At 62.9% G+C, this 26,023-nt stretch carries 24 protein-coding genes; 9 read left to right on the top strand and 15 right to left on the bottom strand.

Annotation, left to right across the window (positions count from 1 at the left end; all coding sequences use genetic code 11):
• The first annotated feature begins 6 nt into the window (after window positions 1-6).
• The 4 genes from HDE77_RS16515 to HDE77_RS16500 all read left to right on the top strand — a co-directional run bounded on the left by HDE77_RS16515 (window position 7) and on the right by HDE77_RS16500 (window position 6,443).
• Window positions 7-369: a cupin domain-containing protein gene (locus HDE77_RS16515; RefSeq protein WP_184419015.1), complete on the top strand. Its 363-nt coding sequence runs from the start codon at window positions 7-9 to the stop codon at window positions 367-369.
• Entirely contained in the window at window positions 366-1,535 is a 1,170-nt protein-coding gene (proB, locus tag HDE77_RS16510) for a glutamate 5-kinase (protein WP_184419014.1), read from the top strand. Before HDE77_RS16515 ends, proB begins: the two co-directional genes overlap by 4 nt.
• Entirely contained in the window at window positions 1,532-2,818 is a 1,287-nt protein-coding gene (locus tag HDE77_RS16505) for a glutamate-5-semialdehyde dehydrogenase (RefSeq protein ID WP_184419013.1), read from the top strand. The genes proB and HDE77_RS16505 overlap by 4 nt, the downstream gene beginning before the upstream one ends.
• A 313-nt stretch (window positions 2,819-3,131) precedes the next feature.
• Entirely contained in the window at window positions 3,132-6,443 is a 3,312-nt protein-coding gene (locus HDE77_RS16500; protein WP_184419012.1) for a protease pro-enzyme activation domain-containing protein, read from the top strand.
• A 195-nt stretch (window positions 6,444-6,638) separates the two neighbouring features.
• Here HDE77_RS16500 and kynU read toward each other — a convergent pair whose 3' ends face one another.
• The 7 genes from kynU to HDE77_RS16465 all read right to left on the bottom strand — a co-directional run bounded on the left by kynU (window position 6,639) and on the right by HDE77_RS16465 (window position 14,689).
• The gene (kynU, locus tag HDE77_RS16495; RefSeq protein WP_184419011.1) at window positions 6,639-7,934 is read right to left on the bottom strand and encodes a kynureninase; all 1,296 of its coding nucleotides are present in this window, start codon (window positions 7,932-7,934) and stop codon (window positions 6,639-6,641) included.
• A 179-nt stretch (window positions 7,935-8,113) separates the two neighbouring features.
• The gene (locus HDE77_RS16490) at window positions 8,114-8,638 is read right to left on the bottom strand and encodes a hypothetical protein (RefSeq protein ID WP_184419010.1); all 525 of its coding nucleotides are present in this window, start codon (window positions 8,636-8,638) and stop codon (window positions 8,114-8,116) included.
• A complete protein-coding gene (locus tag HDE77_RS16485) occupies window positions 8,635-9,669 on the bottom strand; it encodes an amidohydrolase family protein (RefSeq protein ID WP_184419009.1) in 1,035 nt (344 codons plus the stop codon). The genes HDE77_RS16490 and HDE77_RS16485 overlap by 4 nt, the downstream gene beginning before the upstream one ends.
• A gap of 197 nt (window positions 9,670-9,866) precedes the next feature.
• Window positions 9,867-10,679, bottom strand: a complete 813-nt coding sequence (locus HDE77_RS16480; RefSeq protein WP_184419008.1) for a sulfotransferase — start codon at window positions 10,677-10,679, stop codon at window positions 9,867-9,869.
• 297 nt (window positions 10,680-10,976) lie between these two features.
• Complete coding sequence (locus tag HDE77_RS16475) at window positions 10,977-13,073, bottom strand: FUSC family protein (RefSeq protein WP_184419007.1); 2,097 nt, start codon at window positions 13,071-13,073, stop codon at window positions 10,977-10,979.
• Between the two features lie 164 nt (window positions 13,074-13,237).
• Window positions 13,238-13,801 (bottom strand): elongation factor P-like protein YeiP, encoded by a 564-nt coding sequence (gene yeiP / locus HDE77_RS16470; RefSeq protein WP_184419006.1) that lies wholly within the window; start codon window positions 13,799-13,801, stop codon window positions 13,238-13,240.
• Window positions 13,802-13,921: 120 nt separating this feature from the next.
• The gene (locus HDE77_RS16465; RefSeq protein ID WP_184419005.1) at window positions 13,922-14,689 is read right to left on the bottom strand and encodes an SDR family NAD(P)-dependent oxidoreductase; all 768 of its coding nucleotides are present in this window, start codon (window positions 14,687-14,689) and stop codon (window positions 13,922-13,924) included.
• Window positions 14,690-14,950: 261 nt separating this feature from the next.
• Here HDE77_RS16465 and HDE77_RS16460 point away from each other — a divergent pair, with 261 nt between their 5' ends.
• The gene (locus HDE77_RS16460; protein ID WP_255482771.1) at window positions 14,951-15,295 is read left to right on the top strand and encodes an RcnB family protein; all 345 of its coding nucleotides are present in this window, start codon (window positions 14,951-14,953) and stop codon (window positions 15,293-15,295) included.
• A 128-nt stretch (window positions 15,296-15,423) separates the two neighbouring features.
• Window positions 15,424-15,849 carry an RcnB family protein gene (locus tag HDE77_RS16455; protein ID WP_255482770.1) on the top strand — a complete coding sequence of 142 codons (426 nt, stop codon included), beginning with the start codon at window positions 15,424-15,426 and terminating at the stop codon, window positions 15,847-15,849.
• Window positions 15,850-15,919: 70 nt separating this feature from the next.
• Here HDE77_RS16455 and HDE77_RS16450 read toward each other — a convergent pair whose 3' ends face one another.
• The 7 genes from HDE77_RS16450 to HDE77_RS16420 form a co-directional block, all read right to left on the bottom strand.
• Complete coding sequence (locus HDE77_RS16450) at window positions 15,920-16,483, bottom strand: GNAT family N-acetyltransferase (protein ID WP_184419004.1); 564 nt, start codon at window positions 16,481-16,483, stop codon at window positions 15,920-15,922.
• A gap of 13 nt (window positions 16,484-16,496) precedes the next feature.
• Window positions 16,497-17,099, bottom strand: a complete 603-nt coding sequence (locus tag HDE77_RS16445) for a YdeI/OmpD-associated family protein (RefSeq protein ID WP_184419003.1) — start codon at window positions 17,097-17,099, stop codon at window positions 16,497-16,499.
• 8 nt (window positions 17,100-17,107) lie between these two features.
• On the bottom strand, window positions 17,108-17,626 hold the full coding sequence (locus HDE77_RS16440; protein WP_184419002.1) for a GNAT family N-acetyltransferase: 519 nt from the start codon (window positions 17,624-17,626) through the stop codon (window positions 17,108-17,110).
• A 327-nt stretch (window positions 17,627-17,953) separates the two neighbouring features.
• Window positions 17,954-18,853, bottom strand: a complete 900-nt coding sequence (locus HDE77_RS16435) for a hydroxymethylglutaryl-CoA lyase (protein WP_184419001.1) — start codon at window positions 18,851-18,853, stop codon at window positions 17,954-17,956.
• A 214-nt stretch (window positions 18,854-19,067) separates the two neighbouring features.
• Entirely contained in the window at window positions 19,068-21,056 is a 1,989-nt protein-coding gene (locus tag HDE77_RS16430; protein WP_184419000.1) for a biotin carboxylase N-terminal domain-containing protein, read from the bottom strand.
• A 161-nt stretch (window positions 21,057-21,217) separates the two neighbouring features.
• On the bottom strand, window positions 21,218-21,610 hold the full coding sequence (locus tag HDE77_RS16425; protein WP_184418999.1) for a VOC family protein: 393 nt from the start codon (window positions 21,608-21,610) through the stop codon (window positions 21,218-21,220).
• A gap of 38 nt (window positions 21,611-21,648) precedes the next feature.
• Window positions 21,649-22,443 carry an enoyl-CoA hydratase/isomerase family protein gene (locus HDE77_RS16420; protein WP_184418998.1) on the bottom strand — a complete coding sequence of 265 codons (795 nt, stop codon included), beginning with the start codon at window positions 22,441-22,443 and terminating at the stop codon, window positions 21,649-21,651.
• A gap of 116 nt (window positions 22,444-22,559) precedes the next feature.
• On the opposite strand from HDE77_RS16420, the gene HDE77_RS16415 reads away from it, so the two are divergent.
• Genes HDE77_RS16415 through HDE77_RS16405 form a run of 3 tightly spaced genes read left to right on the top strand, consistent with a single transcriptional unit; the run spans window position 22,560 to window position 24,942 of the window.
• Entirely contained in the window at window positions 22,560-22,802 is a 243-nt protein-coding gene (locus tag HDE77_RS16415) for a FeoA family protein (RefSeq protein ID WP_184418997.1), read from the top strand.
• Entirely contained in the window at window positions 22,799-24,643 is a 1,845-nt protein-coding gene (locus tag HDE77_RS16410) for a ferrous iron transporter B (RefSeq protein WP_184418996.1), read from the top strand. The genes HDE77_RS16415 and HDE77_RS16410 overlap by 4 nt, the downstream gene beginning before the upstream one ends.
• Window positions 24,640-24,942 (top strand): DUF6587 family protein, encoded by a 303-nt coding sequence (locus HDE77_RS16405; protein ID WP_184418995.1) that lies wholly within the window; start codon window positions 24,640-24,642, stop codon window positions 24,940-24,942. Before HDE77_RS16410 ends, HDE77_RS16405 begins: the two co-directional genes overlap by 4 nt.
• A 99-nt stretch (window positions 24,943-25,041) precedes the next feature.
• Here HDE77_RS16405 and HDE77_RS16400 read toward each other — a convergent pair whose 3' ends face one another.
• Window positions 25,042-25,947, bottom strand: coding sequence for an SEL1-like repeat protein (locus tag HDE77_RS16400; RefSeq protein ID WP_184418994.1), 906 nt, complete (start codon window positions 25,945-25,947; stop codon window positions 25,042-25,044).
• Between the last annotated feature and the right edge of the window lie 76 nt (window positions 25,948-26,023).

The following is a 26,023-nucleotide window of genomic DNA, read 5'->3' as shown; positions in this document are numbered from 1 at the left end:
GGCGACATGGCTGCGATGAGCAAGGAGAACGCCGAGCACTATCACTGGGGTGAAGCCTGCGAAGGCTGGCACCTGCTCGGCGGCGATGACCTGAGTGTCATCGAGGAACGGATGCCGCCGGGAACGGCGGAGCAGCGCCACTGGCATGTCCGGGCGCGCCAGTTTTTCTACGTGCTCGAAGGCGAAGCGGTACTCGAGCTGGACGGCACGAGGCATCGGCTGCAGCGCGGTGAAGGGCTGCACGTGCCGCCAGGAACAGCGCACCAGATGCACAACGTGAGCATGGCGGATGTCCGCTTCCTGGTGATTTCAGCACCGAAAAGTCACGGCGACCGCGCGCCCGCGCCGCTGGCTGAGGGCGCTGCATGAGCGTCGGCGTCGAGCTCTCCGAACAGGCCTTGCCACACTGGCGTCGCGCCGTACTGAAGGTAGGCAGCAACCTGCTCGCCGCCGACGGTGACGGCCTCACGCCGCGTTTCGCCACGGCGCTGGCTGCGTTCATAGCCGCCAGTCACGCCGACGGTCGGCAAGTGGTGCTGGTGTCATCGGGTGCGGTGGCGGCGGGCCGCGCGCTGCTGCGCGAGCGCACCGCTGCCGGCGGTGCGCTCGCCGCACGGCAGGCACTGGCCGCACTGGGCCAGGCGCCGATGATCGCGCTGTGGCAATCGCTGTCAGCACGGCCAGTGGCGCAAGTGCTGCTGACTCACGATGACCTGCGCAATCGGCGCCGCTATCTCAATGCGCGAGCCACGCTGCGCGAGTTGCTGGCGCTGGACGTGCTTACCGTAGTGAACGAGAACGACACCGTCGCGGTGGACGAGCTGAAGCTGGGTGACAACGACAATCTCGCGGCGATCGTCGCCGCGCTGGTCGATGCCGACCTGCTGCTGATTGCCTCCGACATCGATGCGCTGTACAGCGCCGATCCGCGGCTCGATCCCGCGGCAAGACCGATCAACGACGTGCCGGAGCTGACCCCGCAGATCATGGCGATGGCCGGCGGCAGCGGCAGCCCGGTGGGTACGGGTGGCATGCGGACCAAGCTGGAAGCGGCGAGTAAGGCGGCCGCAGCGGGTATTGCCACGGCACTGTTCAACGGTCGCAGCGAAGCGACGGTGCGGGCGCTCGAGCAAGGGCGCCTGCGCGGCACCCTGATCCGCGCCGGACGCAGTCGCATGCAGGCACGCAAATACTGGCTACGTCATGCACCGGCCGGGCCGGGCCGCATTTGCGTGGATGCCGGCGCGGCCAAGGCACTCCATGGCGGTCGCGCATCGTTGCTGCCGGGCGGTATCACTGAAGTTGCGGGCGAGTTCAATCGCGGCGACATGGTGGAGATCATCACGGTCGAGAGCAGCGGCGCGGATAGCGCATCCATCGCGCGTGGCATCAGCCAGTACGGCACCGCCGAAGTACGCCGGCTGGCCGGGTGCCACAGCCGCGACATCGAAGCACGGCTCGGCTACAGCTACGGTGATGAAGTCATCCATCGGGATGACCTGGTGCGGTTGACCGATGCGGAGATCCTTGCATGAGCGAAACGACGAGCGCGATCCGGACGCAAGCGCTCGCTTGTCGCGTCGCGGCCCAGCACGTGGCCGAACTCGGCACCGGGACCAAGCGCGCGTTGCTGGGCGAGATGGCCGCGCGGCTGGAGGTGCACAGCAACGCAGTGCTTGCCGCGAACGCCGAAGACATGCAAAAGGCTGCGGCCAAAGGTGTGCAGGGCGCGATGCTCGATCGCCTGCGGCTGGATGCGTCGCGCGTAGCCGCCATCGCCAACGCGCTGCGTGAGGTGGCCCAACTGCCCGATCCGGTCGGCTTGGTGACACGCCGCGAGACGCGCCCGAACGGCCTGCTGATCGAACGCGTACGAGTGCCACTGGGCGTGGTGGCGATGATCTACGAGGCGCGCCCCAACGTCACCGCCGATGCTGCCGCGCTATGCCTCATGTCCGGCAACGGGGTGATCCTGCGCGGCGGATCCGAGGCGCTGCATTCCAATATTGCGATCGCAAATGCCTTGCGCGAGGCACTGGAAGCCCATGGCGTTCCCGCCGCCGCACTCACGCTGATCGAGGACCTCAGTCGCCAAGCGATGATCGAACTGCTGCAACTCAGCGACATCGTCGACCTGGCGATTCCGCGCGGCGGCGAGGGGCTGATCCGTTTCGTCGCCGAACATGCCCGCGTGCCGGTGATCAAGCACTACAAGGGCGTCTGCCATCTCTATGTGGATCGCGCCGCCGATCCGGCGTTGGCGTTGAGCCTGCTGATCGACGGCAAGACCACGCGTCCTGGCGTCTGCAATGCGCTGGAGACCTTGCTGGTGCATCGGGACATTGCCGATGCGTTGCTGCCGGTGGCGGCTGATGCGCTGCAAAAACGTGGCGTGGAGTTACGCGGTTGTGAGCGCAGCCGCGCGTTGGTACCCAGCATGCATGCAGCCGCAGAGGACGACTACGCGGCCGAATTTCTCGAGCTGATCCTGGCCGTGCGCGTCGTCGACGACCTCGACGACGCCATCGCGCACATCCGTCGCCATGGCTCGGATCACACCGAAGTCATTGCCACCCGCGATGAAGTCGCCGCAGAGCGCTTCGTGCGTGCGTTGCGCTCTGCCGTGGTGATGGTCAACGCGTCCTCGCGCTTCTCCGACGGTGGCGAACTGGGTCTCGGCGCCGAAATAGGCATCTCCACCACGCGCCTGCACGCTTATGGGCCGATGGGCGCCGAGTCGCTCACCATCGAGCGCTTCGTGGTGCGCGGAGCGGGGCAGGTGAGGCATCCACAGAGCAGGACGTGTGTGAGAGATTGAGTGTCGTTCTTCGGCACTTATCATGCGTTCAACGCCTGAGTCAAGCGGCGCTCGGCGCCCCCCTTTACAAGGAAAAACAGCGGCGAAATCAAAGCGGTGCTCGCACCGGATGCGGCGTGAGCCATGCTGACGGCAGGCCGAGGTGCGTCAACAATGGGGCGCCCTTCCTAACGCATTTTCAAAGTTTTTTCTGCTACCTTTGTCAAGGGGAATTCGGGGGGTTCAGGGGAAGTCAGGTTGTATCGCGGGTCATGACGTTGCCGGCTTTCGCAGCGGTACGACGAAATATTGATCAATCAATCAGGGGATTTAAATGCAAACCAAACACTTCATGTGGCTTACCGCCGCATGTGGGCTGGTGCTTGCCGGCGGTGTACCGGCAGTACAGGCTACGGCGGCCAAGGCCGCTCCGAACATTCCGATGATGGCCTCGGCGCCGCTCATCACGGACGCCATCGACAACAGCAAGCTCGTTACGCTCAATGGCAGCAAGTTGCCGGTGGCTTCGGCCAAGTACGATGCCGGCGCGCTTGTTTCCAGCAAACAGCTCAAGCACATGACGCTGATGCTCAAGCGCAGCCCGGACATGCAGGCCCGCTATGAGTCTTATCTGACCCAGCTGACGACCCCGAAATCGCCTTACTTCCACAAGTGGCTGAAGGCGAAGGAGCTTGGTGACAAGTTCGGCCCGTCCAAGCAGGACATCGCCAAGGTCACCCAGTGGCTGACCTCGCAGGGCCTGAGCGTCGGCAGCATTTCCAAGTCCGGCATGATGGTGCACTTCTCCGGCAACGTCGCTGCCGTACAGAGCGCATTCCATACCCAGCTGCACAACTACACCGTCAATGGCGAAAAACATTTTGCCAACGCCAGCGCCCAGCAGATTCCGGCGGCGTTGTCGCCGGTTGTTGCCGGCGTCGCGTCGCTGAACAACTTCTTCCCGAAGCCCCAGGTGAAAATGGTGGGCACGGTCAAGAAAAACAGTGCCGGCCACTTTGTCCGTGTTGCCAATGCACCCGGCTTCACCAATCCGCCGGGCGATCTGGATCCCCAAACGCAATTCGATGTCGTTCCGGCGGATTTCAACACCATCTACAACGTCAATGCGTTGTGGGCGGGTACGGCCATTGCCGGATCGACCACACCGATTCGTGGTGCCGGCGTGACCATTGCCGTGCTCGAGCGCTCCGATATCCTTCCGGCTGACGTCGCGACGTTTCGTACCGCGTTCCTTCCTGTCGATGCGGCCGGCGTCGTAAACTTTGCCAGCGTCGATAACGGCGGCGGCTCCTGCCTGGACCCGGGTGAAACTCCTGACGAAGGCGAAGCAGCGCTGGATGCCGAATGGGCCGGCGCGGCCGCACCCGATGCGAACATCACGTTTGCTGCCTGTGCCGACAGCGACACGGATTTCGGTCCGTTCATCGCCGTCGAAAATCTGCTCGATAGCGAAAATCCCGCGCCGCAGATCATGAGCCTGAGCTACGGCGGCTGCGAAATTCAGCAGGGCCAGGGCGAAGAGGAAGTCCAGGAACTCTGGAGCGAAGCGATCTCCCAGGGCACCACGGTGTTCGTGTCGACCGGCGATTCCGGCTCCGCCGGTTGTGACCAGAATGAACCGGCCGCTGCTTCAGGCCTGGCAGTCAACGGCCTGGCGACCACCCCTTACAACACCGCTGTGGGTGGTACCGACTTCAACGACGTGGGCCAAACGGCCACCTACTGGAGCAACACCAACGCCGCCAACGGCCTGTCGGTGCTGGGCTACGTGCCGGAGCAGACCTGGAACGACACCTGCGCGAGCAGCGCGCTGTTCACGCTGGAAGGCAGCCGGGGCCATCCCGGTGCCGGCGATGGCGAGGCGTTCTGCAACACCGGCTTTGGCCAGAATTTCCTGGGCACGGCAGGCGGTAGCGGTGGCGCCAGCATAATTTTCGCCAAGCCGAGCTGGCAGGTGGGTGTCTTCGGTTCGAACGCGGCCAATGTGCGCACGATTCCTGACGTATCCCTGTTCGCCGCCAACGGCCTGTACGGTCACGCGCTGTTGTTCTGCGAGTCCGATAACGGTGGTGCACCCTGCGACTACAATACCGATGACACGCTGTTCAGCTCGGCTGGCGGTACCTCGTTTGCTGCTCCGTCAATGGCTGGTATCCAGGCCTTGGTGGACCAGGCTACCTCCTTGGCATTGGGCGGGCCGGAAAACTTTGGCCTGGGCAATGTGAATCCGGCGATGTACCAGTTCGGCATTCGCGAATACGGTACCCAAGGTTCGCCCAACGCGACTTCGCTGGCCGCCTGTAATTCGTCGACCACGCCGCTGGCCGGCAATAGCTGCGTTTTCAACAACGTCACCGTGGGCGATATTGATGTCCCCTGCTTTGCCATTACGGCATACTGCTACACCCGCGGGCAGGATCAGTTCGGTGTGGTTAGCCTGAACAGCGGCAGCCTGGCACCGGCCTACTTGGCGACCCCGGGTTACAGCATGGCCACTGGCCTGGGCTCGGTGAATGCCACCAACCTGGTGGTTGCTTCGGTGAGCTACAACAAGATCGGCAATACCACTGGGCTTGAATTTCTTCCCATGGCGGCCAGCGACTTCCTCAACTCCGCCTCTACGCAATTCCCTGGCGATAGCGGAGAGTTCGAGTTCCCGGTCGACGGCCGTACCGACGTGGCCTTGGTCAACCCCACCACAGGTGTGCTGACCGAGCTTGGCATGATCGGCAGTACCGTCGACAAGAGCGTCATCGTGAATGGCGTCACCAAGGGTTATACGGTTAGCGCCATCGGTGACTTCAATGGTGACGGCATTGCCGACTTCGCCTTCACCAATCCAGCCACCAATGAGCTTTACATCGTGCTCAATGACGGTAACGGGGGTATCACCTCGTACGACGCCGGAAGCTATCCGACAGGATGGACCGTTGTCGGCGCCGCTCGCGTCACCAGTAGCCTGATGCAGTTGGTATGGCGCAACAACACCACGGCTCAGGTTGGCTGGTGGACGTTCGGCACCTTCACCGCTTCTGCAACAGCCGGGCACCCCGGCACGGTGACGCGCACGGTGTCGCCGTTGATTGCGGCAGCCAGTGGCTACAACCTCACACTTAGCAGCTCCAACGGCGGTGAGGTTGCGGACTTCGTCTGGACCGGGCCGAAGAACGACCTGTATATATGGACCAATGATGGTGGTTCGCTGGGTGGTGTGTTTACGCCGCACTTCGTCGAGTACTTCCCGGCAGGCTGGAAACTGCAGGGTGCCGGCGACGTCAATGGCGATGGCCAGACTGATTTGCTGTGGACCAATGCCAGCACCAACCAGTTCGGCTGGTGGCTCATGAACGGAACCACGATCGCTGGCCTTGGAGTGCGTCCGATCACCGCGGGTTACTCGTTCGCGACGATCGGCGACTTCAACGGTGATGGCCTGGTGGATGTGCTGTTCACCAATGCTGCAGGCAACGCCAACCTGTGGACGGGCATCGGCAATGGCTTCCAGTCGTTCATCCTCAGCGATACGACGGGCGCGGCGGTGACGGTGCCGGCGGGTGCGCAGGTGATTCCGAATCGCCTACAGGCGTTTCCTTCCGCCAACGGCATCTTCCCTGACTTCTTCTAATAAGTCGGATTAGATTCAAGAAGCATCGGAGCCGGGCGAAAGCCCGGCTCTTTTTTTGCTGCGATTGCCGGTCCCACGCGGAACACTTGCTTGCCGCACATCACCGAGCTTGGTCAGCGGGATGTGGCGAAGATGTCCCCAATCAAAGTCAGCGAAATACGCGCTGCAACGTACCCGCAAACAGCCGGCATCTGCTCAGCTAGCAGGGTTCCACGCGCGTACCGCCTGCGCAAACGTGAGGCAATCCGCGTGCCGGTTGTATAGCGGTGCCGGGGAAATGCGGATGACGTCTGGTTCACGCCAGTCGCCAATAATGCCGTGCTCCATCAGGTACTCGAACAGTGCGCGGCCGCGCTCGCGACCACCTAGTACGCGAATCGACAGCTGTGCGCCACGACGCGCCGGGTCGACCGGGGTGACGATCTCCAGCACGTCGCTGAGCTGTGTGCGTACCAGCCATTCCAGGTAGCCGGTGAGCTTGAGCGATTTCTCGCGCAGAGCCTGCATGCCGGCGCGGCGGAAAATCTGCAGCGAAACGCGCAGTGGTGCCAGTGCGAGGATCGGCGGATTGGACAGCTGCCAGCCGTCGGCACCGGGTGTGGGCACGAACTGCGGGCCCATCTGGAAGCGGGTGGTCTTGTCGTGACCCCACCAGCCGGCGAAGCGCGGCAAGACGGCATTGGCGTGGCGCTCGTGCACGAATGCGCCGCCAACCGCGCCGGGGCCGGAGTTGAGGTATTTGTAGCTGCACCAGATCGCAAAGTCGGCACCGCTGTCGTGCAGTTGCAACGGCAGGTTGCCGACGGCATGTGCAAGATCGAAGCCGACCACGCAGCCGTGCTTGTGCCCGAGCTCGGCGATTGCCCTGAGATCGAATGTCTGACCATTGCGGTATTGCACGCCCGGCAGCATCACCAGCGCGATACGTGAGCCGTGCTCGGCCAGCACGCGTTCGATGGCGGCGGTGGAAACCAGGCCGTTGGGTTCGTCAGCTTCGAGCTCGATCAGTGCGCTGGCCGGATCGAAGCCGTGGTAGCGGATCTGCGACTCCACGGCGTAGCGATCGGTGGGAAACGCGCCGGCCTCGATCAGGATGGCGGGGCGCTCTTTCGTCGGCCGATAAAAGCTCACCATCATCAAGTGCAGGTTGACCCCGAGGGTGTTCATCGCCACCACTTCGGTGGGCAGCGCGCCGACCACGGCGGCGAGGTCGTCGCGCACGAATTCGTGATAGTCCATCCACGGTAGACGGCCTTTGAAATGGCCTTCGACACCCAGCTCGCCCCAGTAGTCCAGTTCCGCGTTCACCGCTTCGCGCACGGCACGTGGCTGCAGGCCCAGCGAATTGCCGCAGAAATACACGCTCTCTACCGGTCGAGCGTCATGGCCCTGATGCGGCGGGATCAGAAACTCGTCGCGGAAGCTGCGTAGAGGATCGGCGGCATCTTGCGCGAGGGCCCAGTCGAGGTTGGCTTCATAGGTTTGGGACATCGAGCGATCTCGGTTTTAGCGGCTCCTCCACCTGCTTGCAGGGGAGGTTGGGAGGAGGTGGCTTTTGATTTTGCGTGGCGGAAGAGCGACCCCACCCCAACCCTCCACTGCAAGCGGGGGAGGGGCAATTTGCGGCCGCGTCCTGCTAATGAGGGAGAGTCGTTGTCGGGCCTACTGGCTTACTTCAAGTGTGCGGCGATCCCGTTGCAGCCCTTGTCGAACGCGGCCTTCCAGGCGGCGCCGGCTTCGCTCTGCTCGGGGCGCACGCAGCGCAGCTGGATCGCATGGCCGTCCTTCAGCCAGTAGCGCTCGCTGTAACTGAACTGGGTGCCGTTTTCCTGCGCCGTGTAAACGTAGCTGTTCGGGCTTGGCGCGACGGCCGCGGCCTTGTAGCCGGGCAGCGCCATGGCCTTTGCGTTGGCATCGCCCATGTATTGCTGGAAGCCACCGGCGTCGGGTACCTGCTTCACCGTCACGGTGACGCGTGCAAGGCTGTTCTTGCCGGTGGGCGAGGGGTCGGGTACCTGGAAGACACGCACCTCCGGATCGCCCTCGGTTTCCATGATGCCAAGCCAGTCGCTCGGCGTGCTGAAGTTGACGCTGCCGGAAGCCATGCTGACGTCGGCGGCGTGGACGTTGCCGCCCAGCAGCAAGGTGGCGACCAGGGCGGCGGCGATCGAGCTGGCGGTGCGCATGAAACTCATACTGACTCCTGAGAAATGATGTCGGGGGTGAAACGATGCCTGGGCAGGCCCAGCCACTCCAGCGCGGTGCCATGAAACAATCGGGCGCGCTCAACATCGCCCAATCCCAGTGCCTCGATGCCGCTACCGGGCTCTTGCTCGCCCAGCGGGAAAGGATAGTCGGTGCCGAGCATCACCTGCTCGACGCCCGTCACATCCAGCAGATAGCGCAGCGCCTGCGGATCATGCACGCAGGAGTCGAAATAGAAGCGCTTGAGGTATTCGCGGGGGTTGCGCGGATTGTCGGTAGCGACCAGGTCCGGGCGCATCCGGAAGCCGTGCTCGATGCGGCCGATCGTCCATGGGAAGCTGCCGCCGCCGTGGGCCAGCATCACGCGCAGCTTAGGCAGCCGCTCCAGCACGCCGCCGAACGCAAGGCAGCAGGCCGCGCGCGATTGCTCCGCCGGCATGCCGACCAGCCATGGCATCCAGTACTTCGGCATCGTCGGGGTGCCCATCATGTCCCACGGGTGCACCAGCACCGCGGCGCCCAGATCGGCGGCTGCCTCGAAGAACGGGAACAGCTCCGGCGCATCCAGGTTCCAGTCGTTGCAATGCGAACCGATCTGCACGCCCTGCAGGCCGAGCTCGTCGATGCAGCGTTCCAGCTCGCGGATCGCCAGCTCCGGCGCCTGCAGCGGCACCGTGCCGATGCCGGCATAGTGGCGCGGATAATCGCGGCACAGGCCAGCCATGTGGTCATTCAGATGACGGTGCAGCTCGAGCGCCTGATAGCCCTGCGCCCAGTACGAGAACAGGACCGGGACGGTGGAGATCACCTGCACACCCACCCCAAAACGGGCGTAGTCGTCGATGCGCGTCTGCGGGTCGAATGCCGAGTCCCACACCTCGCGGAAGAACCGGCTGTCCTTGTAGATGCGGTGGCGCCCTTCGGTATGCGTCATCACCGGAAAGCGGTCGTCGCCGAACTTGGTCGCCAGGTTGGGCCAGTCGCGGGGCAGAATATGGGCGTGGGTATCTATCTTAAGCATCGGTGGAGTGTAAAACCTCAGCGCGCCCACGTCGCGTCGGACCAGGCAAATGTCGTAGCGGCTGGTTCACCGATGCCTCTATGCGTCTGCGGCGCGGACTTTCTGACGCAATCCCTCGCTTGGTTCGGCACGCCTGCGCCAAATTCATACCTGCCAGGATCTTGCGAATGGCTGTTGAACCGGTCGGGTGCGCCAGCTCAGACGATACGCACCCCGGCGGGATTGCGCTGGGGGTCACGCCAGAACGCGTCGTTGGCGAAGCGCTGGAACAGGTCCGGTGGCAAGACGGTGTTGCGGGGAATCGCTTTCACTTCGGTACGCACGGTATGCAAGCCGGGCGTGCCAGCCTTCTGATCGAACTCGGTGGCGTCGTAGCTGACGTTGGCGAAGTCGTGCGCGTAGGGCGCCTCGCCGAGGAAGTCGTAGATGGCGGCAAGCGCCTTGGCCGGATCCTCCGTGAGGGTCTCGTACTGGATCAGCAGCAGGCGGTCGGCGTGCTCGCCGTAGAACGCTTCCTTCAGTGCGTCATAGGCGTAGCCGAGCATGCCATCGGCGCCAGCGATGCCGTTGGCGCGGGTGTAGACGGTGCCACCCGGTGTGAAGTTGAAGATCGCCGAGGGACTGAACGCATTCTTGCGGATCAGCCGCTCGATACTGTCGACGATCCACGGAACATGACGCACGCAGGCGATGACTTTCGCTGCGGGAAAAAGTTGATTGAGCGCAGGCAGGCGCGCGCACCAGCCGCGGTTGGTGTCGAACACCACCTCCTCGGTGCACGTGGCGTAGTAGTTCTCGAACAGGCCGCGCAGAAGCTGCTGGCGCTGCTCGTCGTCGATGAAGACAGCAAACTCGTTGCTGCCACCCATCGCACCGACCAGGGCGCTGAACAGCCCGGCCATGGGACCACTCATGCCCGCATGGAAGCGCGGGTTCTGCCGCAGCAGGGCAGCAAGCAAGGTGGACCCTGAGCGGGGCAGGCCCGAAATGAAATGAATACGGTTGTGCATAAATAAATCTCCCCTGGATAACGTTGGCGCCATTTACCGGACGGTAAAGGCAGCTCTCACGGGGTGTTGCGTAAAGCCGGAAGAAAACCGGTCATGCTGTTCGCGAGATCGTTCGATCAGTGGCAGGCAGCTGTCCATCACGGGCATGCAACGATGGTAAGCCAGTCGGACTGGCTGCGCAGATTTTTGCACGGCTGCTGGACTTTCCGCCATCTGCGCGTCAAGTCGCCAGGCAGCCCCGGTTGGCGGGCCAATCGTGGTGCCGACCTCATCGATTCGCGTGTTGATCCTCGCTGATCAGCGCTGCACTGCAGAAACGCCGGCGAGCTGAAGCTGACTACGCCCGACCACGTATGCCACGGTGTCCACGTTGTCGACCAGACGGTCGCTGATCCGCGCCAGCAACTCGGCGGCGGCGGGATTTTCGGCGCCCTGCATCAGCGTCACCAAGATACGTTGCCGGGTGCGCAGATCGGGCAGCGCCTCGATCGCTATTTGCTCGCGCAGCGCGGTGGCGACTATCTGCAAGGCACTCGCTGCCGCATCAACGAAGCCGTTGATTTCGGTCTGTGCAGGCAGCGTGGAGAGATCGTCGATCAACGCTTCCAGCGTCATCGCGGTACGCGCCAGGCGATTGCTGTTCGCGAAAAGGGCGCGCGCCAGCGCCAGCAGCTCTGGTGGCGTGGCCGGCTCGGTGCGCATGCGGTCGATCGAGGCCTGCGCATTGGTACGTGCGGTGCGCGATGCACTGCGCATTTCGCGGTGGAGGTTGTGCTGATCGGGTTGCGCCAGCGCACGCAGATAGTTGGCGTAGGCGTCCAACATCACGGCCAGCGCGGCGCGCGCACGGCCGCGCTCCCAGGTGGGCCATGCAACATAGGCCACCAATGCGATGCCGCAGCCGAGCGCGGTATTGATCACCCGATCCATCACGGCCGCACTGGAACTGACGCCGCCCAGGGAAAGCAGGATCACCACCGTGCCGGTCAGCGCCGCCACGGCGATGCCGTAGTGCGCGGTAGCCAGATAGCGAAATGCCATGCACAGCACAGCCATCAGCGCGAGATGCGTCCATGGCTCGCTGGGCGTGATGTGCAGCAGCACCGTCGTGAGCACCAGTCCGAGTACGGTGCCCACCACGCGCAGCAGACCGAAATTGAAGGTCGCTGCGAAGTCCGGCCGCAGCACGATCGCTGCCGTCATGGGCAGCCAGTAGCCGTGCGGTAGATTCAACTGGCGTGAGATCCACAGCGCCGCACTGAGACACACTGCTGTGCGCACCGCGTGCCGGAATGCTACCGAACGTGGTGTGAGGCTCGCGCGCAGCGTCGCTCTGGCGGAACTGCTGCGCAGCGCTTTCGGCAGGCGTGTTTCTTCCGCGCTGGCGCGTAGTTCGCCGCGGCTGCCAGCCCAGTCCGCGTTGCGCACGGCAGCGGCCAGCTGGCCGGACAGGGCATGGATATGTGCGTTCAGGCCATCGGTGTTGCTGCTGCCGTCAAGCAAGGCGTGCTCGCTGGCCTGCAGGGTTCCCAGTGCGCGTGCGGCCTGTTCGGGCGACTCGCCCTGTTGCAGTGCGTCGGCAATCGCGGCCAGCACGCGCGCGGCGTCGTCGCGGAACATCGCGTGGATGGATGGGTTGGCGTGCAGCTCGGTCATCGCGGTGAGTTCCAGCCGGATGCGTTCGGCCAGTTCCAGCAGCACGCCAAACGCTTCCATCGCGCGGCCGTGCGCGCGATGCCGTCCAAGCAGCGTTTGCTGCAACGTGGTCATCGCATCGGTGAGTGCCGGTACGTCGGTATCGTCGCGGGTTTGCTGCCTGGCCAGTACAGCCAGGCCGGCATAGACGGTGGCCAGCGCATGGCGTTCCGGCAAGTAGCGTTGCCACGGCCACGCCGCCAGCGAAAAGAGCGTGAGCAGCAGGCCGCCGGAGAAGATCAGCGCCGCGCCGCTGAGTGCTCCCGTTAGCGAGGTCGGCGTTGATGCGGTGATCACCAGCAGGATCATGCTGGTCATGCCGACTCGTGCGGTATCCGTACCGAACACCACCAGCAGCCCGCCAAAGAAACCGAATGCGGCGGTGGCTGCCAGTATCAGCAACAGCTGACCGCCGATCAGGAAGCCGCAAAGCGAGGCCAGCCCTGCCGCGAGAGAGGCCAGCAACAACTGCTGCATGCGTTGGCGGTAGGGTCCCGGCTGATCGGAGAACATCGTATCCAGCGCACCGGCGCCGATAGCCAGTCCAATTTCGGTATGCCCGGTGGCCAATCCGATGCCCAGCGGCAGCACCACCGCCGCGGTATTGCGCAACACCACCCGCAGCGGCACATCCGGCCGCTTGATATCGGTCAGGCTTTCGACGACGTGGGCGCGTAGCGAATAACCGCTGGATGGCATCAAAGTTTCACGTGTATCGCGGGGTTCGCTGATTCTGCACTATGCGGATGGGATCTGTGTTCTTGAAACGGTGGGAGCGACTTCAGTCGCGATGCTTTGTGAGCCATGTGCAAGAGCATCGCGACTGAAGTCGCTCCCACAAAAAAGAGAAGGACAGCGCCCGATCAGGCGCGGCCGGCGAACTCACCGGTCAGTGTGTTCACCCACACCTTCTCGTCATTGCTGATGTATTCGGGGACTTGTACTTCGATGCCGGTGTTGAGCTTGGCCGGTTTGTTGCGCTTGGTCGCGCTGGAGCCTTTCATTTCCGGCGCGGTGTCGATCACGGTCAGTATCACGCTGCTCGGCACCTGCAGGCCCACCGGTGCATCGTCGATCAGCTGCACGTAATAGCCTTCAACACCTTCGACGATGTAACCAGCGTTGTCGCCGACCAGGGCGGGCGAAAGCAGGTACTGGGTATAGTCCTCGGCATCCATGAACACGAACGCGCCGTCGTCCATGTAGGAGAAATTCGCCGCGCGGCGAACCAGATCCATTTCCTGCAGCTCGTCATCGGCACGCAGGCTGAGGTCGAACTTGCGACCGCCGGGAATCGTATACAGGGTGAAGCGAAACGTGACGTTGCCGCCACGCGCGCTGGGCGAGCTGCGCTCGATGTCGCGCACCTGATAAACGGTGCCTTCGTGTTCGACCACGTTGCCTTTCTTGACGTCGGAAGCTTTCATCTTAAGAGCCAGGGGTTAGGGATGAGTAGCGAGGGCGCCCTGCTGGGCGTACGGAAAAGGAATATGGATGAGTCGCGAAGCATTACGATGTTTCCTCGCGACGCGTTCCTCGTCCCTGATTTATTTAGGCTGCAGCCGCACCGCGCCATCAAGGCGGATGGTCTCGCCATTGATGTAGCGATTGCCCAGAATGAACGCCACGGTGTTCGCGTATTCGTTCGGTTGCCCCAGTCGCGACGGGAACGGGATCGAGGCACTGAGCGATTCCTGCACCTGCGGCGGCATGCTGTCGACCATCGGTGTCCAGAAGATGCCTGGGGCAATGGTTACGACGCGGATGCCGAAGCGCGCGAGTTCGCGAGCCATCGGCAAGGTCATGCCGACCACGCCGCCTTTGGAGGCGGAGTACGCGGCCTGCCCGATCTGGCCTTCATAGGCGGCCACCGAAGCGGTGTTGATGATCACGCCGCGCTCGCCATCCTCGCCTGCCTCGTTGCCCTGCATCAGCGCGGCGGCGGCCTTGGCCACGTTGAAGCTGCCGACCAGGTTCACCATGACTGTGCTGGCGAAATTCGCCAACGGCATCGCGCCTTCCTTGCCGAGCACTCGGCCGGCGCCGAGAATGCCGGCGCAGTTGACAAGCACGTTGAGGCCACCCAACGCGTCGCGTGCGGCGCCCACGTTCGCGACTACGCCATCCTCTGACGTGACGTCGGTGCGGAAGAATCGTGCCGCATCGCCAAGTTCCTTCGCAGCGGCCTGGCCTTTGTCGTCGTTGACGTCAAACAGGGCGACCTTGCCGCCGTGAGCCACGAAATGCTGTGCCACCGCGTGGCCGAGACCGGAGGCGCCGCCGGTGATGATCGCCTTGACCTGATTGAGCTGCATGTGACGTCTCTTTGTATGCCTGAAACCTTAATGGTAGCCGAGCCGCATGCCGGGGACGAAGTGTCCAGCAGCCGAATGTGAAGCTCCTGCACCGAAACATTCACGCGACCTTCGACGACTTACGGGGATGGTGGGGCTAGGGCAGCGATGCTTCCGACCTGTTCTGTAGCGGTGGTTGCACCAGACAGCACAGGGAATTTTGGAATTTCCAGAAGAATCGCCGCTTTCTCAGTTTCATCTACCATCACAAGGGAGTGCTTTATGACGAAACAGATGAGTGCGTGGTTGATCTGCGGTGCATTGTTGATGTCCTCCTCGGCCGCCGTCGTGGCTCAGCCCATGGGTCAGGAACACCCGGACCAGGGCCATCAGGACCAGAACCATCGCAGCATGTCCGAGCGTGGTCACAGCGAAGGCTGGTACAAGAAAGGCGGTCACATGCCGACCGAGTACCGTGGCGATTCTTATGCCGTGAATGACTGGCAGAGCGAGCACCTGCGCGAACCGCCGCGTGGCTATCACTATGTGCGCAGTGACAACGGTGATTTCATCCTGGTCGCCATCACGACGGGTGTGATCGCGAGCATCATTGCCGGGCAACATTGATCCAAAGCCGCGCTCGCCGTCACGGCGAGCGCGAGTGACGGGCCCACCGCAGGCCCGTCTTTGTATACGGAACCACCCGCACCGTGAGGATCATCGGCTCAACGCAACCGGCCCGTGGTGGATCTGGCTTGAATCGTAAACAGGTGTGTGGATCTACTGCCATAGCGAAGGCAGTTTGGCAGAGCCTTGCCATCAATCAGGGGAACGATATGAAGAAAGCACTACGAACGTTCGTTATCTGTGGTGCCCTTGCGGTGTTGAGCGCTCCGTTGCTGGCGCAGGACTATGGCAACGACCACGACTACCGTGATCATGATCAGCGGCAGGATCAGTACCACGGGATGCATGACCGTGGTCAGCATGAGGGCTGGTACAGGAGGGGTGGGCGCATGCCATCCGACTATCGTGGCCGCGAATACGTAGTGAGCGATTGGCGCCATGAGCGTCTGCGCCCACCGCCGCGCGGCTATCGATGGGTGCGAAGCGACAACGGCGATTTCCTGCTGGTTGCGATCAGTACTGGCGTTATTGTGGACCTGCTCTTGCATCATTGAGTAGATGGTTCGAGCTAGTCAGAAGCCCCGCCATCACAGGCGGGGCTTCTTTGTATTGCTGAGTGACTTGTCAGGACAGCAGGTCACGCAGCTCAGGCGATTCCTGCAGTTGTGGAAATGGAATGACCGGCTCCGGTATGGCGGCTGGTGTCTGCAGCTGCTTCTGCCACACGCCCACGTCCCACCACTGCCCCAGCTTGTAACCGCACTGGCGCCATACGCCTGCGGCCGTGAACCCCATCGTTTCATGCATCGCCACGCTGACCATGCCAGGTAGCGTGATCACGCCGACGGCCTGGTTGATGCCCTGCAAACACATCGTGTCCAGCAGCACACCGTAGAGTCGACGCGCAATGCCTCGGCGGTGAGCATCCTCACGCACATAAATCGAGGTTTCGGCGATCCAGTCGTAGGCGGCGCGTTCGCGGAAGCGACCGGCATAGGCGTACGCCAGCACCTCACCACCCTCGTCCCACACCAGCCAGGGATAGTGCTGCAGGCGGGCACGAATGCGTTCGCGCATCGTCGCCACCCCCGGCAGCACGGTCTCAAACGTGGCGACGCCATCGATGATCGAGGGCGCGTAGATGGTGTGGATGGCAGCGGCATCTTCGTCGCGGGCTATCCGGATCATGGGCAGGCAGCCTTCAGCATTTCATGTATTTCCAGTTGCGTTCTTTGCCTTCTGCCAGCCATTCCAAGGTGGTGGCGAGGCGTTTCTGGCGGGTGACGTCGGTCTTCGCCCCGGTGATCCAATCGACGTATTCGCGTTTCGCAGCGGGACTGAAACTGTCGTATGTTTTGCCTGCCGATGCGTGTTTTTTCTGTGCCAGCAGTACGGCGAAATCTTCGGGTAGCTGCGGCGGTGGTTTTGGCGCGACCTTCGGGCGCTGCTGTTTCACACCCGCCACGTTCAACGCCATAGCCTTTCTGATGTACGCGGTCAGCTCCTTCTTCGACGGTAGATCCTTTATCGAGGTGAGCTTGCCGAACTGGCCCATGCCGTCTTCCGCTTTGCCGCCAACCACGTCCTCGTAGAGCCAGAAGCCGAAGCTGCAGTGTTGCTTGAACGCCGCCATCGAGCACATCATCGCGCCCTTGTAGCCGAAGTGCGGAGCACTCCATTTCAGGCTCTCTTCCACCTCGGAACAGGCCGCGTGAACGACGGCGCGGAGATGTTCCAGGATCGGTCGCGCGAACTCCGCAGACTTCGCGATGTAGGCATCGATGCGCGGGTCGTGACTGGCCATGGCGTAACTCACAGTTCTCGAATGAAGAAGCGATCACAGCTGAAGTGACCGGTGCCGCCCATGGGCGCGCGCAGCGCAGTGAAGCCGCTGCGCTGGTAGAGCGCCTGTGCCCCGTCCATGCCGGTGAGTGTTTCCAGATAGCAGCGGCTGAAACCGAGTGCGCGGGCGGCGTCGAGACAGCGCTGCATCATCGCCTTGCCCGCGCCGATGCCACGCGCCTCGGGCAGGAAATACATCTTGCGTAGTTCGCACACGTCCGGTTCGGCATTCTGCAGCGGTGCGATGCCGCCGCCGCCAACCACCACGCCGTCGCGTTCGACCACGAAGTAGGCGCAGCGTGGTTGGGCATAGGCCGCGCTCATGCCATCCACTTCGGCATCGTGGATCGCGAAACCGGGACCGTCGGCGCCAAACTCGGGCATCACGGCGCGGATGACCGCCGCGACGACGGCATCGTCGCGGGGTTCAATCGGCCGGATTTTGATCGGACTGATTTCGATTGGGCGGGTCTGGGACGATGGGCTCATGGGCATTCCGTGTAGCGGCTCCCAATTATTCCACCGTTTGCTATCCGGTAGGAGCGCACCCCGGGATCGAGCCCGGGCAGGCCGGGTGCGCGAACGCGTTTCTCTTGTGGGAGCGACTTCAGTCGCGATTGCCTGAAGATCCCAGGTCACGCGATCGCGACTGAAGTCGCTCCCACAAGAAGCTTTGCGAACAGAGCCTGCCCGGGCTCGATCCCGGGGGGCGCTTCTAGAGAAGATTTCGTTTACTCGCGGCTTTGCCGGCAATGGTCGATGCCAGTTGAGCTCGAGGGACTTTGAACAGGATGCCCTGATCTATTCAAGGCACCCTCAGGCTGCCGTGCGTGCACGCGTGACGCGGCTGGCGGTTTCCTTGTGCAGCTGTGTTGATAGCCACGCGCCGGTGGCGATCAGCAGGTCGAGATTGACACCGGTGGTCATGCCCATCCCATGCAGCATGTAAACCACGTCCTCGCTGGCCACATTGCCGGTGGCACCTTTCGCATACGGGCAGCCGCCGGTGCCGGATACCGAACTGTCGACCACGCGTACGCCTTCCTCCAGGCACGCGAGGATATTCGCCAGCGCCTGGCCGTAGGTGTCGTGAAAATGCACGGAGAGTGCTTCGATCGGTACCTCCTGCGACACCGCGTGCAGCATCGCGCGCGCCTTCGCCGGTGTGCCAACGCCAATCGTGTCGCCTAGCGAGATTTCATAGCAGCCCAGCTCGTATAGCCGCCGCGCCACGCGTACCACGTCGCTGATCGGCACCTCGCCCTGATACGGACAGCCGAGCACGGTGGACACGTAACCGCGTACCTTCACTTCATCCGCCTGAGCGAATTCGATCACCGGCACGAAGCGCTCGATCGATTCGTCGATCGACGCGTTGATGTTCTTGCGATTGAACGCTTCGGAGGCCGCCGTGAATATGGCGATCTCGGTCACTCCCACTTCGCGCGCCCGCGCATAGCCCTGCTCGTTCGGCACCAGCACCGGATAGCTCACCCCGGGCACCTTGCGGATACCGCGGAAAACCTCGGCCGCATCGGCCAGCTGCGGGACCCACTTCGGGCCGACAAAACTGGTCGCCTCAATGGTGGTCAGGCCAGTGGAGGAGAGACGGTCGATCAACGCGATCTTCACGTCAGCCGGCAACAGCGTCTTCTCGTTCTGCAGGCCATCTCGCGCGCCGACTTCGACGATGCGGACATGGTTTGAAGAGGTCATGGTTTGCTCCGAACGTTTCTTTCTTCCATCGGGAGAAGATAACCCGAAGGGGTGGATGAGGGTTCACGACCCTGTATGTGGATCATCGTGCAAACAGCAAGGCCACGTTCTCCTGAGGAGGGAACTCCCCACGGTCACAACTTTTACATGCGGGCGCCGCTTTTTCTCCTCACCCCTGCGGGCAGGGGAGGGAGCACAGCGCGGGTGTGCAGAATCAAGCGGTGAAACGCACCAGCACCGCGTCAGCTTCGACAAACTCGCCCTGTTCCGCACTGATGCTTTCGATGGTGCCAGCGCGCGGTGCCTTCAAGGCCAGCTCCATCTTCATTGCCTCCATCACCAGCAGTTCCTGGCCTTGTTCGACCGCATCGCCAACCTTTGCCTTGACCAGCACGATACGACCGGGCATCGGCGCGATGATCTGGTTGCCGCCGGTCGCATCCTTCGCCTCCCACGCGAAAGCTGCGGCGCGAGTGAAGCTGTAGCGTTGGCCATTCATGTCGTGCAGCAGCACATGCGCTGCGTCGGTGTGCAACGGTACGCGCATCGATTCGCCATCGAAACGGGCACTCAGATTTCCGTCACCCAGTCGCGCGCCGTGAACTTCGCAGGACGCTTCGCCGTGACGCAATTGATAGGTGCCGTCATGGCCGTGTGCTTCGACGTCGTAGCGTTGCTCGCGCAGTGTCAGCGCGATGATGCGCTTGCCGGCGTGACCGATGCGCCATGCATCGGCTTTCGCCCAGGGTGAATGAGGATCGCTGGCAGGGGCGTTCACTGCAAGCTCGTCATGCAGCAGTGCCGCAGTAGCGGCGGCAAAGAGCACAGAGTCGGCGGGCGCAACGTCACCGGTGACGAACTCCTCCAGATGTCGATCGAGATAGCCCGTATCGATGCGTCCTTCGATCACGGCAGGGTGTCGCGCCAGCCGTTCCAGGAATCCGATGTTCGACTTCGGGCCGACGATCTCGCACGCTGCCAGTGCGTCGCGCAGTCGCTGCAAGGCCTGCGTGCGGTCGGCATCGAACACAATCAGTTTGGCGATCATCGGGTCGTAGAAAATCGTGACCGTGTCGCCCTCGATCACGCCGCCATCGAGCCTTACGTGTGGCGAAGCTGCGGGTAGACGCAGCGTCAACAGCTTGCCGGAGCTGGGCAGGAAGTTCTGATCCGGGTCCTCCGCATAGAGGCGCACCTCGATCGCGTGACCCTGGGCGTGAACCTGCTCTTGCTGCAGCGGCAGCGGTTGGCCGGCCGCGATGCGAAGCTGCCACTCGACCAGGTCCAGGCCGAGAGTCATTTCGGTTACCGGGTGCTCGACCTGCAGACGCGTGTTCATCTCCATGAAGAAGAAGTCGCCATTCTGCGCGACGATGAACTCCACCGTGCCGGCACCGATGTAGTCGACTGCTTTGGCCGCAGCAACGGCGGCTTCGCCCATTGCCTTGCGACGAGCGGCATCAAGGAACGGTGAGGGCGTTTCCTCCAGTACTTTCTGATAGCGCCGCTGCGCCGAGCATTCACGCTCGTTGAGATGGATCACCTGGCCTTGCGTGTCACCGAACACCTGAAATTCGATATGCCGCGGATGCTCGACATAGCGCTCCAAGATCACCCGCGTATCGCCGAACGAACTCGCGGACTCACGCTGTGCCGATGCGAGTGCGTCGGCAAACTCCGGCTCGCTGCGCACGATGCGCATGCCCTTGCCGCCACCGCCGGCGGTCGCCTTGATCATCAGCGGGAAGCCGGTTTCGCGCGCTTGCTCGGCAAGGAACGCGGCCTCCTGATTCTCGCCGTGATAACCGGGTACCAGCGGCACGGCATGCTTTTCCATCAGCGCTTTGGCGGCGGCCTTGGATCCCATCGCATCGATGCTCTCGGGTCGGGGTCCGATGAAGGCGATGCCGGCGTCGGCACAGCCGCGGGCGAAATGCGTGTTTTCCGAAAGAAAGCCGTAGCCGGGATGGATCGCCTGTGCGCCGGATTTCCTCGCCACATCAAGAATGACTTCGCCGCGCAGATACGAATCGGCTGGACGCGGACCGCCGATCGGCCACGCCTCGTCGGCCAGGCGCACATGCTGCGCATTGCGATCAGCCTCTGAATACACCGCGATGGTGTGGATACCAAGGCGGCGGCAGGTTCGGATCACGCGGCAGGCGATCTCACCACGGTTGGCAATCAGTACGCGCTCGAACATGCATTATCTCTGGCTGATGGTGTTGAACCGATCGTATCGATAGAAAGCTATTGAAAATAACAGATCGCCCGGTCGTCGCCGATGCGCATCGCAGCATACTTCGATCTGGCGCGACGCTCATCGGTGTCACCTTTGTGCAGGGCGTCGTCGCGGTTTAGCCCTCAGGCGACAACCCCGTGGCAAACCGCCTCGATATTGTGACCATCCGGATCGAGTACGAACGCACCATAGTAATTTTTGTGATAGTCCGGACGCAGGCCGGGTGCGCCGTTGTCGCTCGCACCTGCAGCCAGTGCGGCAGCATGGAACGCATCGACGCTGCGACGATCGTCAGCCGTGAACGCGACATGCACACGACCGCTACCCAAGCTTGGATCAGTACTGATCCAGAAGCAGGGTTTGCCGCCCCTGCCGAAGCCGGCATGCGACCGATCACCGGTTTGTTCGGCCGTGACTTCCATCACCAGGGAGGCACCCAGCGGTGCCAGCGCCTTCTGGTAGAAAAGCTTGCTGCGTTCGTAGTCGGAGACTTGCAGGCCGATGTGGTCGAGCATGATGGGATTCCTCGCCTGTGGAAGAACTGCTGCGGGCGTTACGTCGCCCCGACCCAGCGCGGTGCGCTCTTGTCGAGAAATGCGCTGAGGCCGTGCTGGCCTTCCTCCGATACACGCAGTCGGGAGATCAGCTCCGCATTCGCGGCATCGATGCGCTCGGCTTGTGCTGGATCGGTGCCGCCGATCCGCAGCGCCAGTTGCTTGGCTTCGCGCTGGGCGTTCGGGCCGGCCTTCGCCAGCAGATACAGCTGGCGCTCAATCGTTTCGGCCAATTCGCTTGCCGGCACAGCCATGTGCAGCAGGCCGATGCGCGCCGCCGTGCCGGCGTCGAAGACTTCGCCAGTGATGAACAGGCGGCGTGCCTCGCGCAGGCCGATCGCAGCGATGACGTACGGCGAGATCACCGCCGGCACCAGGCCCAGTTTCACTTCCGACAGCGCGAACTTCGCGGTATCGACACCGACCGCAATATCGCAGCACGCGACCAGCCCGACGCCGCCACCGTAGGCGGCTCCATTGACGCTGGCGATGGTGGGTTTGGACAGGAACTGCAGCGTGCGCATCAGGCGCGCCAGCCGCAGCGAATCGTCGCGGTTTTCCTGTTCGCTGGCGCCAGCCATGCTGCGCATCCAGTTCAGGTCGGCGCCGGCGGAGAAGCAGCTGCCATTGCCGGTCAGGACCACCGCGCGTACGGCGGGATCCGCGTCAGCCTGTTCGAGCGCGAGGGTGAGTTCGGCGATCAGGCCGTCGTCGAACGCGTTATGCACCTGCGGGCGGTTCAACGTGAGCCAGGCGCTCGTGCCGCGGTGTTCGTACAGGACGGATTCGGTCATGGGTCACCCCTACAAAGAGAAGCATCATAAACGCAGGCCCAGTCGCCGATGTCGCACAAGTGCAGCAATAGGTATAAAGGGTTACAATGCGAACAATTCTTATTTGAGAAGCGCCCGTGCGTTTGTCGGACTTGCCTAAAGGTGCTCCCGCCGTGGTGGATCGCGTGCACGACGCGCACGCGGCGGATCCGATTGCGCAGCGCTTGCGTGACCTGGGGTTCGTCGATGGCGAACCGGTGCGGGTGGTCGCGATTGGGCCGCTGGGCGCCGATCCGTTGCTGATACAGATCGGCTCGACCCGCTTCGCGCTGCGCCGCAGCGAGGCGCAGCGCGTCACCGTACGGCAGGAAGCGGCATGAGCGCGTCCACTTTGCGTATCGCCTTGGTGGGCAACCCGAACTGCGGCAAGACGGCGCTGTTCAACCAGCTGACCGGTGGCCGTCAGAAGGTCGCGAATTACGCCGGCGTCACCATCGAGCGCAAGGAAGGTCGCTTCACGGCCCCCTCCGGGCGCCTGCTGCAGATTCTCGACCTGCCGGGCACCTACAGCTTCGATGCGAACAGTCCGGACGAACAGATCACCCGCGACGTGCTGGAAGGCAACTATCCGGGCGAAGCCGCGCCAGACCTGATCGTCTGCGTCGCCGATGCGACCAACCTGCGCCTGCACCTGCGCTTCGTGCTGGAGGTCAAGCGCCTCGGCCGACCCGTGGTGCTGGCGTTGAACATGATGGATGCCGCGCACCGACGCGGCATCCAGATCGACGTGCCCGAGTTGCAGCGTCGGCTCGGGTTGCCGGTGGTGGAAACGATCGCCGTGAAGCGCGGTGGCGCGATGGCGCTGATCCAGCGCGTGGATGGCGACGTGCCGGTCGCAGCGCCTGCGATGGCCGACGATCCTGATAGCCGCGCCGACCTGCACGCGCAAGTGCGAGAGCTGCTGGCCGCAACGGTGACGATGCCGCGCCAGACCGCCGTGATGGACGACGCGCTCGATCGCTGGGCACTGCATCCGGTGTTCGGGCTGGCGATCCTCGCGGTGGTGATGTTCCTGGTGTTCCAGGCGGTTTATTCCGCTGGCAAGCCGATGACCGATGCGATCGGCGACATCTTCGGCTGGATGGGCACGCACGTTGCCACGCTGCTGCCGGCCGGACCGTTGCAGAGTCTGGTCGTCGATGGACTGTTCGGCGGCCTGGGCACAGTGATTGGTTTTCTGCCGGAAATTCTGGTGCTGTTCTTCTTCATCCTGGTGCTGGAAGAATCGGGCTATCTGCCACGCGCGGCATTCCTGCTAGATCGCCTGATGATGTCGGTTGGCCTGACCGGGCGCTCGTTTATTCCGCTGTTGTCGAGCTTTGCCTGCGCGATCCCCGGCATCATGGGTACGCGCAGCATCCAGGATCCGCGCGACCGACTCGCCACCATCCTGGTAGCGCCGCTGATGACGTGTTCGGCGCGCTTGCCGGTATACGCACTGCTGATCGGCGCGTTCATTCCGATGCACCATGTGCTGGGTATCTTCAACCTGCAGGGCCTGGTGCTGTTTGCGCTGTACGCCGCCGGCATTCTCGGTGCGATGGCGGTGGGCTGGGTGATCAAGCGCATCCATCGCGACAAGAGCGAGCATGCGTTGCTGATGGAGCTGCCGTCGTACCGCATGCCGAAGCCGCGCGACATCGCGATCGGGCTGTGGGAGCGCAGCGCGATTTTCATCAAGCGGCTGACCGGTGTGATCCTGGCACTGACCGTGCTGATGTGGTTTATCTCCACGTTTCCGTCGCCGCCGGCCGGTGCTACCGGTCCGGCGATCGACTACAGCTTTGCCGGTTACCTCGGCCACGGCTTGCAATTCATCTTCGCGCCGCTGGGTTTCAATTGGCAGATCAGCCTGTCGCTGATTCCGGCATTCGCGGCACGCGAGACCGCGGTGGCCGCGCTGGCCACCGTCTATGCGGTAGGCGGGGACGCCAATACCGGAGGCCTGGCGCACGCGCTGGCAGCCAACTTCTCGCTGGCCAGCGCGCTGTCGTTGCTGGTGTGGTTCGCGTTCGCGCCGCAGTGCATGTCCACGCTGGCGGTCATCCGCCGCGAAACCAATTCCTGGCGCAACGTGGCGATCTCCTTCAGCTACATGTTTGCGGTGGCCTACGTGGCGTCCTTGCTGACCTACCAGATCACCAGGCTGCTGACATCATGAGCACGGGCATGCTCGTGCAATACGTGGTGATCGGCCTGATCGTGCTGGTCAGTGTGCTGGCCGTCGTCCGCAAGTTGGCACCGCAGCTTACCAACCGCTGGATGGCGGCTGCCTCGATCCACTTGAGCCGCCCCGGCCATGCCGCGTGGCTGCGCGCGATCGGGCAACGACTGCAGCCGAAGCAGGCCACCGGCGATTGCAGCGATGGCTGCAGTACGTGCGGCGCCTGTGGACCGAAGCCTCCGGCCGCTGCACGTACGGCATCGATGCCGCTGGAATTCCGCCCGCGCGCCAAATAGCACGGTCTCGTGTTGCTCGTTGATGCGTGCTTGCCGACGGATGATCGAGCGCACTGCTTCAAAATCGATCCTGTGCGATAGCACTGTGCGGGATCACCATCAATGATTGGACTTGTCCGCAGCTGAAGGGTTGCCTGACTTAGCGGGATTTTGCTCGGCACTCTTTTCGACCGGGATCAGTGGCTCGACCGTCACCTTCCCGTTTGAGCCCGGGCGCCATTGGAATTTCGGGTCGTAAGGGTCGTTGCTGGCAAGCAATTGCCTGTAGGCGATCGTTCCGTCCATCTGATTGCCACCGGTCAGGTCGTAGGCGGAAGTATCCATATGACTGGTGCCATGTGCAGCAGGGGGAGCCTGCTGAAGTCCTCCTGCCGAGAGGCCGCCAACCGTGAGTGGGCCGGCGAGCGATCCCACCCGCGAGCCGGTCATCGAAGAACGAACCTGTGCCCAGCGATTCTTCGCGCGGCGCAAGGCTGTTTCGTCGCCATAGGTTGGTTTGAGCTGACTCCAGATCACATCGGCTTGTGCAAACTGGGCAGGACTCAATTTCGCGTTGATCACTTCGCGCGCTTCGACATACTGCGTTTCGTTGCGTTCTGCCGCCAGCGTCATCCACGCCATGGCGCGTGGCAAATCCATCGGCGCGCCCTGTCCGCGCGCATACATCACGGCGAGATTGTATTCGGCGGGTTTGTAAGCCCAGGACGCCGCGACCCGGTACATGTTGATGGCAAACGCATAGTCCTTGCGCTTGAACGCGTTCGCACCAAGGCCAAAGTAGTACTCGCCTGGCCTGGCATTGTCTTCGGGCGTACCAAAGCGGTTGGATGTCGCCCTGTTCGCGTTGTCTGCTGAATCGTAGATGGGCGCTACGTTATTGGCCTGTGCAGTGGCGGCATTGCCAGCAGGCGTCGTGTTGTCCTGCGCCATGGTGGAGCAGGGAACCGCCAGAAAGGGAATCACGCAAAAAAGAAGGCAAGACAATGCGGATGAACGGATGGCCATGACAATCACTCCCTTTGACTGCGCCGGTTGGCGTGCCAACGCTACGCTTCTGGCGAAAACCGCACAACATGATCCA

Source organism: Rhodanobacter sp. MP7CTX1 (genome assembly GCF_014205795.1).
In the GTDB taxonomy this organism is placed as follows: domain Bacteria; phylum Pseudomonadota; class Gammaproteobacteria; order Xanthomonadales; family Rhodanobacteraceae; genus Rhodanobacter.
The sequence above is the reverse complement of the archived record's forward strand: the minus strand, read 5'-3'. Positions and strand labels throughout refer to the sequence as shown.

Excerpts from the sequence above, each read along its gene's own strand:
- HDE77_RS16515 (WP_184419015.1), top strand. The coding sequence starts at position 7 with ATGGCTGCGATGAGCAAGGAGAACGCCGAGCACTATCACTGGGGTGAA.
- proB (WP_184419014.1), top strand. The coding sequence starts at position 366 with ATGAGCGTCGGCGTCGAGCTCTCCGAACAGGCCTTGCCACACTGGCGT.
- HDE77_RS16505 (WP_184419013.1), top strand. The coding sequence starts at position 1,532 with ATGAGCGAAACGACGAGCGCGATCCGGACGCAAGCGCTCGCTTGTCGC.
- HDE77_RS16500 (WP_184419012.1), top strand. The coding sequence starts at position 3,132 with ATGCAAACCAAACACTTCATGTGGCTTACCGCCGCATGTGGGCTGGTG.
- kynU (WP_184419011.1), bottom strand. The coding sequence starts at position 7,934 with ATGTCCCAAACCTATGAAGCCAACCTCGACTGGGCCCTCGCGCAAGAT.
- HDE77_RS16490 (WP_184419010.1), bottom strand. The coding sequence starts at position 8,638 with ATGAGTTTCATGCGCACCGCCAGCTCGATCGCCGCCGCCCTGGTCGCC.
- HDE77_RS16485 (WP_184419009.1), bottom strand. The coding sequence starts at position 9,669 with ATGCTTAAGATAGATACCCACGCCCATATTCTGCCCCGCGACTGGCCC.
- HDE77_RS16480 (WP_184419008.1), bottom strand. The coding sequence starts at position 10,679 with ATGCACAACCGTATTCATTTCATTTCGGGCCTGCCCCGCTCAGGGTCC.
- HDE77_RS16475 (WP_184419007.1), bottom strand. The coding sequence starts at position 13,073 with ATGCCATCCAGCGGTTATTCGCTACGCGCCCACGTCGTCGAAAGCCTG.
- yeiP (WP_184419006.1), bottom strand. The coding sequence starts at position 13,801 with ATGAAAGCTTCCGACGTCAAGAAAGGCAACGTGGTCGAACACGAAGGC.
- HDE77_RS16465 (WP_184419005.1), bottom strand. The coding sequence starts at position 14,689 with ATGCAGCTCAATCAGGTCAAGGCGATCATCACCGGCGGCGCCTCCGGT.
- HDE77_RS16460 (WP_255482771.1), top strand. The coding sequence starts at position 14,951 with ATGACGAAACAGATGAGTGCGTGGTTGATCTGCGGTGCATTGTTGATG.
- HDE77_RS16450 (WP_184419004.1), bottom strand. The coding sequence starts at position 16,483 with ATGATCCGGATAGCCCGCGACGAAGATGCCGCTGCCATCCACACCATC.
- HDE77_RS16445 (WP_184419003.1), bottom strand. The coding sequence starts at position 17,099 with ATGGCCAGTCACGACCCGCGCATCGATGCCTACATCGCGAAGTCTGCG.
- HDE77_RS16440 (WP_184419002.1), bottom strand. The coding sequence starts at position 17,626 with ATGAGCCCATCGTCCCAGACCCGCCCAATCGAAATCAGTCCGATCAAA.
- HDE77_RS16435 (WP_184419001.1), bottom strand. The coding sequence starts at position 18,853 with ATGACCTCTTCAAACCATGTCCGCATCGTCGAAGTCGGCGCGCGAGAT.
- HDE77_RS16430 (WP_184419000.1), bottom strand. The coding sequence starts at position 21,056 with ATGTTCGAGCGCGTACTGATTGCCAACCGTGGTGAGATCGCCTGCCGC.
- HDE77_RS16425 (WP_184418999.1), bottom strand. The coding sequence starts at position 21,610 with ATGCTCGACCACATCGGCCTGCAAGTCTCCGACTACGAACGCAGCAAG.
- HDE77_RS16420 (WP_184418998.1), bottom strand. The coding sequence starts at position 22,443 with ATGACCGAATCCGTCCTGTACGAACACCGCGGCACGAGCGCCTGGCTC.
- HDE77_RS16410 (WP_184418996.1), top strand. The coding sequence starts at position 22,799 with ATGAGCGCGTCCACTTTGCGTATCGCCTTGGTGGGCAACCCGAACTGC.
- HDE77_RS16405 (WP_184418995.1), top strand. The coding sequence starts at position 24,640 with ATGAGCACGGGCATGCTCGTGCAATACGTGGTGATCGGCCTGATCGTG.
- HDE77_RS16400 (WP_184418994.1), bottom strand. The coding sequence starts at position 25,947 with ATGGCCATCCGTTCATCCGCATTGTCTTGCCTTCTTTTTTGCGTGATT.